Annotated in this window: 13 protein-coding genes; 7 read left to right on the top strand and 6 right to left on the bottom strand. The window is 62.1% G+C overall.

Translation table 11 applies throughout. From position 1 onward, the window contains the following. Nucleotides 1-118 precede the first annotated feature (118 nt). Nucleotides 119-643, bottom strand: a complete 525-nt coding sequence (locus tag NKI35_RS19300) for a carboxymuconolactone decarboxylase family protein (protein ID WP_352538129.1) — start codon at nt 641-643, stop codon at nt 119-121. Nucleotides 644-687: 44 nt separating this feature from the next. Then, nucleotides 688-1,110 (bottom strand): OsmC family protein, encoded by a 423-nt coding sequence (locus tag NKI35_RS19295; RefSeq protein WP_352741253.1) that lies wholly within the window; start codon nt 1,108-1,110, stop codon nt 688-690. A 198-nt stretch (nt 1,111-1,308) separates the two neighbouring features. Between NKI35_RS19295 and NKI35_RS19290 the strand changes: the two genes are divergently transcribed. The 7 genes from NKI35_RS19290 (at nt 1,309) to NKI35_RS19260 (ending at nt 6,986) form a co-directional block, all read left to right on the top strand. After that, entirely contained in the window at nt 1,309-2,040 is a 732-nt protein-coding gene (locus NKI35_RS19290) for a 3-keto-5-aminohexanoate cleavage protein (protein WP_352652596.1), read from the top strand. A gap of 102 nt (nt 2,041-2,142) precedes the next feature. Further along, nucleotides 2,143-2,652 (top strand): Lrp/AsnC family transcriptional regulator, encoded by a 510-nt coding sequence (locus tag NKI35_RS19285; protein WP_023670324.1) that lies wholly within the window; start codon nt 2,143-2,145, stop codon nt 2,650-2,652. Further along, nucleotides 2,649-3,812, top strand: coding sequence for a saccharopine dehydrogenase family protein (locus NKI35_RS19280; protein ID WP_352543827.1), 1,164 nt, complete (start codon nt 2,649-2,651; stop codon nt 3,810-3,812). Before NKI35_RS19285 ends, NKI35_RS19280 begins: the two co-directional genes overlap by 4 nt. A 109-nt stretch (nt 3,813-3,921) precedes the next feature. After that, nucleotides 3,922-4,710 carry an ABC transporter substrate-binding protein gene (locus NKI35_RS19275; RefSeq protein ID WP_023670322.1) on the top strand — a complete coding sequence of 263 codons (789 nt, stop codon included), beginning with the start codon at nt 3,922-3,924 and terminating at the stop codon, nt 4,708-4,710. Between the two features lie 128 nt (nt 4,711-4,838). Further along, nucleotides 4,839-5,516, top strand: a complete 678-nt coding sequence (locus NKI35_RS19270) for an amino acid ABC transporter permease (RefSeq protein WP_023693902.1) — start codon at nt 4,839-4,841, stop codon at nt 5,514-5,516. Continuing rightward, nucleotides 5,513-6,187, top strand: a complete 675-nt coding sequence (locus tag NKI35_RS19265; protein WP_352741252.1) for an amino acid ABC transporter permease — start codon at nt 5,513-5,515, stop codon at nt 6,185-6,187. The genes NKI35_RS19270 and NKI35_RS19265 overlap by 4 nt, the downstream gene beginning before the upstream one ends. Nucleotides 6,188-6,257: 70 nt before the next feature. Further along, nucleotides 6,258-6,986, top strand: coding sequence for an amino acid ABC transporter ATP-binding protein (locus NKI35_RS19260; RefSeq protein ID WP_023670319.1), 729 nt, complete (start codon nt 6,258-6,260; stop codon nt 6,984-6,986). A 207-nt stretch (nt 6,987-7,193) separates the two neighbouring features. On the opposite strand, the gene NKI35_RS19255 is transcribed toward NKI35_RS19260, so the two are convergent. The 4 genes from NKI35_RS19255 to NKI35_RS19240 all read right to left on the bottom strand — a co-directional run bounded on the left by NKI35_RS19255 (nt 7,194) and on the right by NKI35_RS19240 (nt 12,664). After that, nucleotides 7,194-8,261: a cyclic nucleotide-gated potassium channel gene (locus NKI35_RS19255; protein ID WP_352741251.1), complete on the bottom strand. Its 1,068-nt coding sequence runs from the start codon at nt 8,259-8,261 to the stop codon at nt 7,194-7,196. Between the two features lie 144 nt (nt 8,262-8,405). Then, nucleotides 8,406-9,476 carry an adenylate/guanylate cyclase domain-containing protein gene (locus tag NKI35_RS19250; protein ID WP_352741250.1) on the bottom strand — a complete coding sequence of 357 codons (1,071 nt, stop codon included), beginning with the start codon at nt 9,474-9,476 and terminating at the stop codon, nt 8,406-8,408. A gap of 3 nt (nt 9,477-9,479) precedes the next feature. Next, nucleotides 9,480-9,974: a Rab family GTPase gene (locus NKI35_RS19245; protein WP_023670316.1), complete on the bottom strand. Its 495-nt coding sequence runs from the start codon at nt 9,972-9,974 to the stop codon at nt 9,480-9,482. 11 nt (nt 9,975-9,985) lie between these two features. After that, a complete protein-coding gene (locus NKI35_RS19240; protein WP_352741249.1) occupies nt 9,986-12,664 on the bottom strand; it encodes an OmpA family protein in 2,679 nt (892 codons plus the stop codon). Between the last annotated feature and the right edge of the window lie 6 nt (nt 12,665-12,670).

Here is a 12,670-nt window from a genome sequence, read left to right as displayed (position 1 = left end):
CGTCATCAACAAGCGATTCGTGTGTCATCGCAGTGTAGAATCACACCCGATTCCGCAGGGCAATACCTATCTTAGCGCCTATGCCCTTTGCCCCCTGTGGGAGAAGGGAAAACGCGCTTCACCGCTTGCGATACACCTCCAGCTCCGGGTCGAGATCAACGCGCACCGCATTCGTGAACAAGCAGGTCGCCACCATGATGCCGGCGAAGGCGACGAGGTTGACCAGCAGTGTGTCGTCGTAGCGAGCCTTGAGTGCCGCCCAGACATCGTCGGGAACGGCGTTGGTATCGGCAGCGACTGCCTTGCCGAATTCGATCAGCAAAGCTTCTTCAGCGCTGGGCTCGATCGCCTCGGGATCAAGACCGCTGTCGATCAGCGCGCGGCGGAAGAAGGTGAGCGGAATCTCGGCGCGGCATCTCTCGGAGACCGCCAGCGACAACAGCCAGATGGCGCGGTCGTCGAGCGTGGGCTTCAAGAGATCGCGCAGGGTGAACCATTCGGCATAGATGCGGTGGGCTGCCGGTGAATGCAGCAGGATGCGCTTCATGTTGGTCATGCGCCCGCGCAGGCCAAGTTCCCTGTCGTGCTCGGCGCGGATGTCTTGCGATGCCGAGGCGTAGTCGATCGGCGGGATCATGGCCATGGGACGGTCCTTGGTTGGTGGTAGCGAGGCATTCTGCGACACCCTCACCCAAGCGTCGTATGCAATTGCGGCGCGGCGCGCAGCGTGTTGGACACCGTGCAGATCGCTTCGGCGTCCTCGACGATCCGCTGCTTGGTCGCAGCGTCGAGATCGCCTGAGATGTCGAGCCTGATGTTGAGCCTTTCGACGCGCGACGGTTCGTCCTTCGCCTTCTCGCCGCTGACCTCGGCGCGTACTTCGCCAAGCTCGGCGGCGACGCCGAGGCGTGAGGCGGCGATGCGCGCGCTCAGCACCATGCAGGAGGCGAGCGAGGCGTAGAGCAGGTCGAGCGGATTGAAGCCCGGCGCGCTCATGCCGGTGACGACATCGACCGCGCCGCCGGTCGGCGTCGTGACAGCCGGCAAGCCGCCTGGCTGCAGCGTCGCCGTCGCGCCGGTGACGCGGGTTCTGACCTTCAACTCAGCCATCGCAAATCCTTCTGGCCGGCAGTCCGGCAAAGGGGTAAGGATCGCCCGTGGCGTGTCCTGTCCCGCTATATGATGTCCTGGGCCGATGCCGCAAGCTCCGCAGAAGCGGCACCCTGTCAGCAGTCTTCACCGCGCCCGTTTCCTCTCCACCCTGCTCTTTGCTAGGCTCGCGCGATCCGCAACAGGAGCGCGAGAGCCATGATCGTCCAGGCCTGCATCAATGGCGCGCGCGCCGCCGATTTTCACCCCACCCTGCCGCTCGACCCCGACACCATGGCGCGCGACGGGGCGGCTTCGATTGCCGTGGGCGCAGCTGAGCTGCATGTCCATGCCCGCGGCGCGGACCGCCGCGAGAGCCTTGCGCCGGAAGCGATGGACCCGACGATCGCAGCGCTGCGCCGTGCCTGCCCCGGTACGCTGATCGGGGTCTCCACCGGCGCCTGGATCGAGAATGACGATACAAGCACGCTGGTCGCCATCGCCGGCTGGCGCGAATTGCCGGACTATGCCTCGGTCAATCTCAGCGAGGCGGCGGCTCCGATCGTCATGGAGAGCCTGCGCCAGCGCGGCATCGGCATCGAGGCGGGTCTGGCGTCGGTCGCCGACGCCGAGCGGCTGGTCGGCCTCGACCATGGCGGGCGCGTGCTGCGCGTGCTGATCGAGATTTCCGAGCAGACGCTAGACGAGGCTTTTGCGGTCGCCGGCGGCATCGAACAGGTCCTGGAGCGCGCCGGCATTCGCCGTGCCATCCTGCTGCATGGCGAGAACGCGACGGTGTGGCCGTTCGTGCGCCGTGCGGCGGATCGCAACTGGTCGACGCGCGTCGGGCTGGAGGATGGGAAGCATCTGCCGGATGGCACGGTTGCGGCCGGCAATGCCGCGCTGACTGCGGCAGCGGTGGCGATCTTCCAGTCCATTCGATCAGCGTAGCAACAAACTCACCTCTTGCTGTTATTATAAATATCTCGTAGGCTATTTTCATATCAGGAAGAAATTCCACCACATTTTTCTCCTTTATGAAAGCCTTGCCTTTTGCGTGAGCATCTCGATCAAACCGATCGACGGCTGGTAAAGCTGTTGTCGCAGGATGCCCAGCCCGGCATCAACCGGCTCGCCGAGACGATGGCGATCTCGGTGCCGACGGTGCGCTCAAGGCTGCGCAATCTGCTCGACCGCAACCTCTTGAAGATCGTCGGGCTGCTCAATCTGACCGAACGCCCCGAGCTGATCTCGGCCATTGTCGGCATCAACGCTCAGGGACGTGGCCGCGCCCGGGAACTGGCGCAGCGCATTGCCGAACTGCCTTTCGTCAACTCGGCCTCGGTGGTTACCGGGCGCTTCGACATCATCGTCGACGTGACCGTCGCCGGCGATGTCGCCGACCTCTACCGCATCACCAGCGAGCTGATTCCGGGCGCCGGCATTCCCGGGGAAGTCGTGCGCAGCGAAACCTTCGTCGTCATGGCTTCATGCAACAAATGGGTCAGCCTTCCCGAAGGCTGCTGGTCGGAAGAAACACCGTCACGCAAGGAGCCGGCATGAGAATAGCTGTTCTCGGCGGCCTCGGCCTGCAGGGACGGGCGGCCATCGCCGATCTCGTCGCCAGCGCCGGCGTCGAGGAAGTCGTCTGCGTCGATACGTCGGCCGACGGCCCTGCCCGGCTTGCCGGGCTGACCGACCTTTCCCGCGTGCGTTTCGTCGTGCCCGAGGGCCCCATCGGCCCGGCACTTGCCACCGTGCTGGCGGATGTCGACGCCGCCATCGATCTGTTGCCACAGCCATTGATGCGCGAGGCGGTGCAGGCCGCGATCGCAACGCGCACGCCGCTGGTCACCACCAATTACGGCAAGGCGATTGCCGATCTGGCGGCGGAGGCTGAACAGGCCGGCGTTTCGATCATGACCGAATGCGGGCTCGATCCCGGCATCGACCTCGTGCTCTACGCGCGCGCCGCAAAGCAGTTCTCTAGGATCTCCTCGATCGATTCCTATTGCGGCGGCATCCCCGAACCGAAGGCGATGGCGAAGCCGCTCTGCTACAAGGTGAGCTGGAATTTCGACATGGTTCTGGTCAGCCAGAACCGCGACAGCGTGATGATCGAGCATGGCAAGCGCGTCGAAGTGCCGGCCGGGCGGCAGCACGACAATGCCTTCATCCACGAGATCGAGGTCGCGGGCCTCGGCCGGCTGGAAGCTTTCCCCAATGGCGACGCGCTGCACTATGTCGAGATGCTGGCGGCCGCCAAGGGATTGCAACGCTCGGGCCGCTATACACTGCGCTGGCCGGGATGGTCGGCGTTCTGGGCGCCGCTGAAGGAACTCGGCTTCCTCTCCGAAGACAAGGTGCCCGGCACCGGCGCCAGCCCCCGCGAATTTCTCGGCCGGCTGCTCGGCCCGCAATTGCAGTATGGCGCTGACGAGAAGGACCTTTGCGTGATGCGCAATGTCTTTTCCGGTCTCGAGGGCGGTCGCGCCAAAACGGTGACATCGGACCTGATCATCGAACGCGACCTGGCATCCGGCCTGTTCGGCATGAGCCTCGGCGTCGGCTATCCCGCCAGCATCGTGGCGCAGATGCTGGCGCGGCGCGAGATCGCCACACCTGGCCTGCTCAACCCGCTGCTGCATGTGCCGGACGAACCCTTCTTTGACGAGCTGGCGAGGCGTGGCATCAAGGTGACCGAAACGGTGGCCTGGGACTGACGATTTTCGAACGGTGGCTGCCGCCGGCAAACGGTGCCGCCGCTCAAAAAACACCCAAAAGGGTGGAATAACAAAGTGGAACAACAACGATAACAGGAGGAATGCCAAAATGAAGATTGCCAGACTTTTTATCGCCGGACTTGCGCTTGCGGGGCTCGCCACGGCGGCCAGTGCCGGAACGCTCGACGAGATCACCAAGCGCGGCGAACTGCGCGTCGCGGTACAGACGCAAGGACCTCCCTTCTCGCTGGTCGGCGCGGCCGGCGAGCGCACCGGCAGTTCGGTCGAACTCGCCGAGCTGATGGCCAAGGAAATGGGCGTCAAGATCACCTTCCTCGACTATGACTGGGACGGGCTGATCCCGGCGCTGCTTTCGGGCAAGGCCGACCTGCTCGTCGCCGACATGACGCCGACGCTGGCGCGCGGCATGAAGGTCGCCTTCACCACACCTTACATGTATACGGGCAGCACCGTCTTCACCAAGGCCGACAGCAAGTTCAAGACAACCGAGGACTGCAAGGCCAAGGGGACCAAGATCGCCGTGCTGTTGGGCGCCACCGGCGAAAAGGAAGCCAAGAACGCCTTCCCGGATGCCGACATCAAGAGCTACAAGGGCGGCGGCCCGCTGCTGCTCGACGCGGTCAACAACGGCCAAGCCGATTGCGGCGTCAACGACGTCTCGGCGGTCAAGGGTCAGTCGACAGCCTATCCCGCCGGCACCTTCACCATCATGCCGGACCTGTTGTCGAAGGAGCCGCTTGCCTTCGCCACCCGCTACGACGAGCCGGACCTGTTGATCTGGATGAACCTGTTCCTCAACCAGGTCAGCATCGACGGCCGCTTGCAGAAGAACCTCGACTACTGGGTCAATTCCGACGCCTGGAAGAAGGATCACTAAGCAGAGGTAAGCAGGGAGTAGTGAGTAGGAAGTAGTGAATGGTGAATGGTGAATGGCCATTCCGGACGCCCTTCACTGCTCACCACTCACTACTCACTACTGCCCATTACCATTCACAATTCACCGCCATGCTCGAAAATTTCAGCTTCCGCACCATCATCGAATATCTGCCTTTGTTCGGGCAGGGTCTGATCACGACCGTATGGCTGTCGGCGCTGTCCTTTGCGGGCGCGCTGGCCGTCGGCATCGTGCTCGCCGCCATGAACCTGCAGCGCGGCCAGCTGTTTCGCGTGCTGGCCAAGGGCTATATCGATGCCGTGCGCGCCACGCCGTTGCTGGCGCAGCTCTACTTCCTCTATTTCGGCCTGCCGCGTCTCGGCTTCGTCCTGCCCGAGCTCGTCGTCGGCATCATCGCTCTGTCGCTGAACAGCGGCGCCTATGTCGCGGAAATCATCCGCGCCGGCATCCTGTCGATCCCGCGCGGCCAGGTCGAGGCCGGCGTCGCTTCGGGCATGACCTATGTCCAGCGCATGCGCCTGGTCATCCTGCCGCAGGCGTTCAAGGTGACGATCCCGCCGCTGCTCGGCCAGGCGATCGTGCTGGTCAAGGATTCCGCGCTGTTGTCGCTGATCTCGGTTTCCGAACTGACGCGCGCCGGCCAGTTGCTGGCGTCCGACCGCTTCATGCCGGCCGAAGGTTTCATCACCATCGCCGCTTTCTATCTGCTGCTTTATTACGGCCTCAAAGGACTGGCGGGGCTGTCCAGTCGCTGGCTCGGTCTGCAGCCGGCAAGGAGCAGCACATGATCTGGCAACAGCTGCAAAGCCTGGCCGGCAGCTACCCCCTCGCCTTGCGCGGCCTCGGGATGACCGTGATGCTGTCGGCGATCAGCCTGGTGCTGGGCACGCTGCTTGGTTTCGGCCTCGGCATATTGCGCACCGGCGGCAACCGGCTGATCTCGAGCGTGATCGGCGCCTGGGTCGACCTGATCCGCGGCACGCCGTTCCTGGTGCAGATCTTCCTGATCTTCTTCATCCTGCCGGAATTCGGCATCGAGCTCGATGCCTTCACGGCCGGCATCATCGCGCTCACCAACCTCGCCGCGTGCTTCATCTGCGAGATCGTCGCCGCCGGCATCCGCTCGGTGCCGACCGGCCAGGTTGAGGCAGCTCTGGCGTCTGGCCTGTCGCGCTGGCAACGCATGCGCCAGGTGGTGCTGCCGCAGGCGATGCGCATCGTGCTGCCGCCGCTGGTCGGGCAATATGTACTCTTGATCAAGGATTCCTCCGTCGTCTCGGCGATCGGGCTGACCGACCTCACCCGCGTCGGCTGGCTTGTGGTGCAGCGTGTGCCCAACGGCCTGCTGGTCTTCTTCCTGGTCGGCGTCGGCTATTTCATCGTCTGCTATCCGCTGATCATGCTCGCCCGCCGGCTGGAGCGCCGCATGGGCGCGGCGCATGGCGAGGTGCAGCTGTGACATCGAACCCAAAGGGCTGACCGCCATGACCAATCCAAGCCCGACCAAGACAAACCTGACCAAAACGGGCATGATCGACTTTCGCGGCGTCAACAAATGGTTCGGCTCGCTCAATGTGCTGAAGGACATCACGCTCAGCGTCGAGCCGCGCGAAGTGGTCGTCGTCTGCGGCCCAAGTGGTTCGGGCAAGTCGACGCTGATCCGCTGCATCAACGGCCTGGAAGCGATCAAGGATGGCGACCTCGTCGTCGACGGCCAGCGCCTCGGCGACCCCGCCACCAACATGACGCAGCTGCGCACCGAGATCGGCTTCGTCTTCCAGTCGTTCAACCTCTACCCGCACAAGACGGCGCTGGAAAACGTCACGCTGGCGCCGATCCATGTGCGCAAGATCCCCCGCGCCGAGGCCGAGCAGGCCGGGCGCGACTTGCTGGCCAAGGTCGGCCTCGCCGACAAGGTCAACGCCTACCCGTCACAGCTGTCCGGCGGCCAGCAGCAGCGTGTGGCCATCGCGCGCTGCCTCGGCATGCGCCCCAAGATCATGCTGTTTGACGAACCGACCTCGGCGCTCGATCCCGAGATGATTTCCGAAGTGCTCGACGTCATGGTCGCGGTGGCCGAGGAAGGCATGACCATGATGGTGGTGACGCACGAAATGGGCTTTGCCCGCAAGGTGGCGCAGCGCGTGGTGTTCATGGACGCCGGCGCCATCGTCGAAAGCGGCACGCCGGAGGCGTTTTTCTCCGACCCGAAGACCGACCGCAGCCGGGCTTTTCTAAGCAAGATTCTAAGGCATTAGAGTTTAGCCAAAGCCGGTCGTCCGAAAGGCCGCGGGGCAGGAACTGTCGACGCACAGCGCCAAACAACGAGCCGCCGGTAGAGTGGATCGGCTACGTTTAGGTCTCCGGCTACGCCTCTGGGAACTTCCATGTGCCGTCCAGAACCTGGCGAGTGGTCGATAGAGCCGTACCATCCAGTTCCAGCCGGGCCACCATCGGCTGTACGGTCAAGCCACCGGCGCCGCGCCGCGCCGCTCGAGCGCGGTCCTGCGGATGATTTCCGCGATCTCCGGGCTGCTGCTGCACAGCATCTGGAAATCCGCCGCGTGCAGCGACAGGAGTGAGACAGAAGTTGCGGCAGTGACGGTCGCCATACGCGGTTCGCCGCTGATCAGCGCCATCTCGCCGAAGAAGGCGCCAGGGCCAAGCTCCACCGGGTTCGGCGTCGCGACGCTGACGCGGCCCTCCACGACGAAGAACATCCGATCACCGGTCTCGCCGCTGCGGCAGATCACGGCGCCCGCCGGCACCGTGCGGGGTCTTAACGCGCGCACGATCTCGACCAGCGTGGCCGGGCCAAGCTTCTGAAACAACGGAACGCCGGCAATCAATTGCCAATTGCGGACGAAATCCTCGCGACGGACTTCTTGATAAAAGCCGGAGGCAAGAATGCCGGCCCAGAGCCCGAAGATGCCGATGCCACACATCATGACAGCCCCGGCAAGAACGCGGCCGGCGAAGCTTTGCGGGATGTCGTCGCCATAGCCGGTAGTGGACAGCGTGACCACCGCCCACCACATTGTCTCGGGGATGCTGCCGAACTTTTCCGGTTGGACGTCGCGCTCGATGACATAGGCCGCGAGTGCGACACCGAACAGAACCAGGCCGAAGACCGTGGTGACGCCGACCAGGTTGCGCGCTTCGTTGGCCAGAACCCTGCCAAGCAGCGGGAAGAAGGTCGAGTCGCGCAGCGGCTTCAGCAGCCAGACAGCACAGTAGAGGCTCCGGTCGGGCGTGCCGTCGAGCAGAAATGCGGCGACTGGAACCAAAACCGCGAGCACATCGATCGCGATTGCCGGCGTCCTGTCCCTGAGGTCTCCCGCCCTGCGCTTGAGCAGGGTCTCGGCCATCTGCAGAAGATAGGCGGCCCAAATTACAGCGAGCACGGCAGCCAGAGCCAGTCTGCTTCGTCCGGACATGTTCGGCATCGTGAGCGCAGCCACCGCCAGAAGCCCAGGCGCAGCGAGCACCGCATTTAGCGGTGCGTAGATTCTCAGAAAAGGCAGTACCGACATTCTATCCCACCAGCGGCCACTGTGCTCCAGAATAGAGGCCTTCCGGGCAAGCGCAAAGGGTGCTTTGCGATCGCAAGATCAGGTCACGCCAATGGCTTTCGGGCGCCGCTATCGGCGCTCCACGGTCGCACCGCAGGCGACGGATCAGCTCGGGAGCCGCCACATTCGCACGCGACCCGCACCGCGCAATTCCGTTTCCTCGAGTGGGTCGCAAGCAAATTTCGGTCCAAGCAGTTGGCAAGTTGCATCGGAAATACGGATTTCATCGGGCTCCGCGGACGTTTGAATACGTGAGGCGAGATTAACGGTCTCACCCCACAGGTCATAGGCGAACCGCCTCTTGCCTATGACGCCGGCGACGATCGGTCCTGAATGAATTCCAATTCTCAGCCTTATCGGTTCTCCTGCGAAGCGTTCCCGCTTGACCGCTTTGCGCAGCTCAATCGCATAGCGCGTGAGGGCCTTTGCATGATCGGATCGCGCCGTGGGCAGGCCGGCGACCACCATCACACAATCGCCAATTGTTTTGATTTTTTCGCAGCCGTATCGCTCAGAGAGCCGATCCGCCGCCTTGAAGAAGTAGTTTAAAATAGCGAGCGTCGTCACCGCTCCGACGCTGCGCGCTCGTTCCGTAAAACCGACGATGTCGGCAAAAAGCACACTCACCTCTGCGTGGTTGTCGGCAATTTTCTTTTGCGCTTTCAATCGCTCCGCGATCGAGGCCGGGAGAATGTTGAGGAGCAGGTTTTCGGCGCGCTGATATTCACGCGCCAATCCCTCCTGGCTCTTCCTCAACGCCTCGTTCGTCGATTGCAATTTTTCGTTGAGTTGACGCTCCCTCTGTTGCAGGAGCGTCATTTCATAGGCCTTCTGTTGAAGCCGCTGCCTGTTGTCTCGTTCGGCAGTGGCGTCCAGAAAAAGCAGCCACACGAACGCATTGTCAGCAAAAAAATGGAGGTCGGCGACACGCCCGCCGGGCAGTTCAACCATGTCCATGCGAAACGGAAGCTCCGGGCAAGGCAGCAAACCTTCCATGAATTCAAGCTGCCCCGCAACAGGCTTGCCGATGCGAAGCGATGACAGCCCGTAATGTTCAACATTACCGCCCTTGGCAGCTATGCAAAGCTCAGCGTCGATTTTCAGATAAGCGACAGCGTGCCCGTCGAAGAAGAAATTGAAAAACCAATTTCTGACTTCTTTTGGCAATTCATGCATGGTCTATTTGGTGACCATCAAGGCAAGTTGACGAAAGGCGTCATCGACCTGCTCGCCCGAAAGCGCACTTGTTAGATAGATTTGCCATCCACGTTGCCTCAACTCGTTGATCTCACCATCCGATATCGCCCACCGATCGGCCAGATCGGACTTGTTGAACAGCAATACGAACGGCATGGCGCCGAATTCGGCCTCGACCCGTTCGCGCAGCGTGAGTGCCACGGCAAGAGTAGCAGCGCGGGTTCCATCGACGACTAGCACGAGCCCGGTTGCACCTCGAACATAGCTGACGCGGAATGAGCCGATATCGTCCTCGCCGGCCAAATCCCACAAAATCAGATCCACGGTTTTGTCCGGGAGCGCGACGCTTTTCTTGTCGATTTTCACTCCGACGGTGGTCAAGTAGGTTTCTGAGAAGATGCTCTGCACAAACCTGCGGACCAGACTCGTCTTTCCGACGGCGAAGCCGCCCAGCATGCAGATCTTTTTTTGCAACATGTTGGGCTCCGCTAGTCCAGGTTTACCGTAATCGAAACCCGGCGATTGGTGGAGCTACCGGTTAGACTGTTTTCAGGTACAGCCGGCTCAAAAGTGCCCGCGCCCCGAACCAGCAGCAGTTCGGGAGCAACGCCGCGCTTGTTGAGAAGCGCACGAACTGTCTCGGCGCGGGCGGCGCTGATCGACGCGTTGGCCGTCTCACGGCCCGTGGTGTCCGAATGCCCGGTCAACATGAACCTCGCCGTTACGCCGGAATTGCGGGCACTCTGGGCGAATTCCTTTATTTGATCCGCCAACCTGTCGAGAACCGGCGTCTGCTCCGGTCCCGGCACAACCTTGCCGGAAGAGAAGAAAATATCGGTCGTCTGGATCGCCTGCCTCAAATGATTAAGTTCTGCGAGGTTCAGCTCACGCAGCTGCGAGACATCCAGAACCACTCCGTCCGCCGAAAGTTGTTCAGCGGCGGCCCGCGCGCGGTTAATCCAGCCGGCAGGAGCCTCACCCACGGCCACGATGCGACCCTGGATGATCGAGAGCTGAACGGTTTTCGGCGGGGACAGCGCCGCCGTCAGCCGCTTCACCACAAACTTCGGATCAAGGCTCTGATAGAATTGCCACTGTGCATGAACGCGGGCAGGATCAACGTCCGTTCCGGACAGCAGGGCTTGCGGGTCGGCGGCAAGCGGGTCTCTCAAGCCGGAAATATAGAAATGTCCGCCCCTCGCCGTTTGTTGGGCGACGATGATTCCCGGTTGGGCCTCAAGTCGCGACACATAATACTGCCAGTGCTCCGCCGCGCGTGCTTCGGGGCTCACGTCACGAACCTTGGAGATGTCGAATTCGGGTCCGCCTGCCGAAAGCTGCCGGGCCGCCGCGCGCGCGCGATCTATCCAGGTGTCGGGAGCCTCACCCTCGGCAACGATGCGATCATCGACGATCGAAAGTCGTACTGTATCCGGCGGATACAGTGACGCCGTCAGCCGCTTCAGCACGAACTCCGGCTCAAGGCTCTGATAGAACTGCCACTGCGCATGAACCCGGGCGGGATCGACCTCTGTTCCCGACAACAGCGACTGCGGATCGGCGCCAAGCGGGTCTCGCAGGCCGGCAATATAGAATTGGCCGTCGCTTATCTTTTGGTCTGCAACGATGATGCCCGGCTGGGTCTCCAGTCGCGACACATAGGCGTGCCAGCGCTCCGCCTCGCGCACTTGGGGACTTACGTCACGAACCCCCGAGATATCGAAGACCGGCCCGCCTGCCGAAAGCTGCTGGGCCGCCGCGCGCGCCCGGCTGATCCAGGTGTCGGGAGCCTCACCCTCGGCGACGATGCGGCCATCGACAATCGAAAGTCGCACTGAATCCGGCGGAGCCAGCGACGCCGTCAGCCGCTTCAGCACGAACTCCGGCTCAAGGCTCTGATAAAATTGCCATTGCGAATGAACCCCGGCCGGATCGACTCCCGTGCCTGACAACAGCGACTGCGGGTCGACGGCAAGCGGGTCCCTCAGGCCGGCAATATAGAACTGGCCATCGCGTACCTGCTGTTCGGCAACGATGATGCCCGGCTGGGCCTCCACTCGCGACACGTAAGCCTGCCAGCGCGACACGTAAGCCTGCCAGCGCTGCGCTGATTGCCAGGAAAGAAAGTACCAACCGCCTGCCAGACTCAAAAGCAGCAGGGCAACGGCCGCCACCAGCCACGGAAATCCGTCGTTTGATTCCTCTTGCTTGAGCTCGACGCAGGTCTGCAACTGCGCCTCTACGGAGGCCAGCTGCGAACCGTCGCCGTCGAACTGCTCTAAAGCCTCTGAGGATTGCTCATGGATGCGAAGCAACACATCGCGAACGATTTCATGCAATTCCTCCGGCGGATTTCCCCGGATCACCGAAACCAGTGTCGCAAACGGTCCAACTTCCGACCAGAGACGAAGCTCGCCGAAACGGATTGTGTCCAGGCCGCTCTGCTCTTTCTCGTTAAATGAGTCTTTTACAAAATCCTGAATCGCACTGAGCATCGAAGAAATGAGCTGAGGATCTTCGCTCGTCGCATTGTCGGCAGTTACATGCGCTATCAAAAGGCCGGAATTCCGATGAATGAGAAACGCATGTTCCACACGGTAGACAAGGGAATGCTTCAGAACAACTGCCGAGAAGCTTGCCCCTGTTCTCCAGGCTTCAAGTCTCCACTTGAGCCCGTGCCAGGTGAATATGTGCCTTAGAGTTTCATTCAGCGACTGAAAGGTCTGGTCGATCTTTTCGCCGATCGACTTGCGAATTGCCGGCAGAAACACCGGGTACAATATGTCCGTCAGCGTGCGCGGGCTCTTCTGGATCGACCGTTGCACAGCCCGTTCGACAGCTGGCGCAAGCGCCTCGCCGAGTTGCGCGTAAGGCGCTCGTCCGGCAGCACTGGGAAGAACGTCGCCCACGGCCGCCGCAAGCTGCTCGGGTTCGTCGAGCAGATGCGTGACGCGTGAAAGCTCGGAGATTTCGCGGCTGACCAGCAACTGCCGCAGCGTTTCCATGCGCGGATCGGCGGTTGGAACCGCCTCGAACTGCGCACGGTAGTCCGGATCAACGTTCCGGGCAATTTCGATCAAAAGACGAGCCAGAGCCTCGCGATCAATCTCTGTATCGTTCGAGGCTGTTCTTTGCGGAAGGTTGAATGGGTCGACGGTGGACGTCAAGGTCCC

Origin of the sequence: Mesorhizobium sp. M0676, from assembly GCF_040320535.1 — a bacterium.
GTDB lineage: Bacteria > Pseudomonadota > Alphaproteobacteria > Rhizobiales > Rhizobiaceae > Mesorhizobium.
Note: the sequence above shows the minus strand (reverse complement) of the source record. Positions and strands in the feature narration are given on the sequence as shown.

Coding starts and splice junctions, on each gene's coding strand:
- NKI35_RS19300 (WP_352538129.1), bottom strand. CDS start 643: ATGGCCATGATCCCGCCGATCGACTACGCCTCGGCATCGCAAGACATC.
- NKI35_RS19295 (WP_352741253.1), bottom strand. CDS start 1,110: ATGGCTGAGTTGAAGGTCAGAACCCGCGTCACCGGCGCGACGGCGACG.
- NKI35_RS19290 (WP_352652596.1), top strand. CDS start 1,309: ATGATCGTCCAGGCCTGCATCAATGGCGCGCGCGCCGCCGATTTTCAC.
- NKI35_RS19280 (WP_352543827.1), top strand. CDS start 2,649: ATGAGAATAGCTGTTCTCGGCGGCCTCGGCCTGCAGGGACGGGCGGCC.
- NKI35_RS19275 (WP_023670322.1), top strand. CDS start 3,922: ATGAAGATTGCCAGACTTTTTATCGCCGGACTTGCGCTTGCGGGGCTC.
- NKI35_RS19270 (WP_023693902.1), top strand. CDS start 4,839: ATGCTCGAAAATTTCAGCTTCCGCACCATCATCGAATATCTGCCTTTG.
- NKI35_RS19265 (WP_352741252.1), top strand. CDS start 5,513: ATGATCTGGCAACAGCTGCAAAGCCTGGCCGGCAGCTACCCCCTCGCC.
- NKI35_RS19260 (WP_023670319.1), top strand. CDS start 6,258: ATGATCGACTTTCGCGGCGTCAACAAATGGTTCGGCTCGCTCAATGTG.
- NKI35_RS19255 (WP_352741251.1), bottom strand. CDS start 8,261: ATGTCGGTACTGCCTTTTCTGAGAATCTACGCACCGCTAAATGCGGTG.
- NKI35_RS19250 (WP_352741250.1), bottom strand. CDS start 9,476: ATGCATGAATTGCCAAAAGAAGTCAGAAATTGGTTTTTCAATTTCTTC.
- NKI35_RS19245 (WP_023670316.1), bottom strand. CDS start 9,974: ATGTTGCAAAAAAAGATCTGCATGCTGGGCGGCTTCGCCGTCGGAAAG.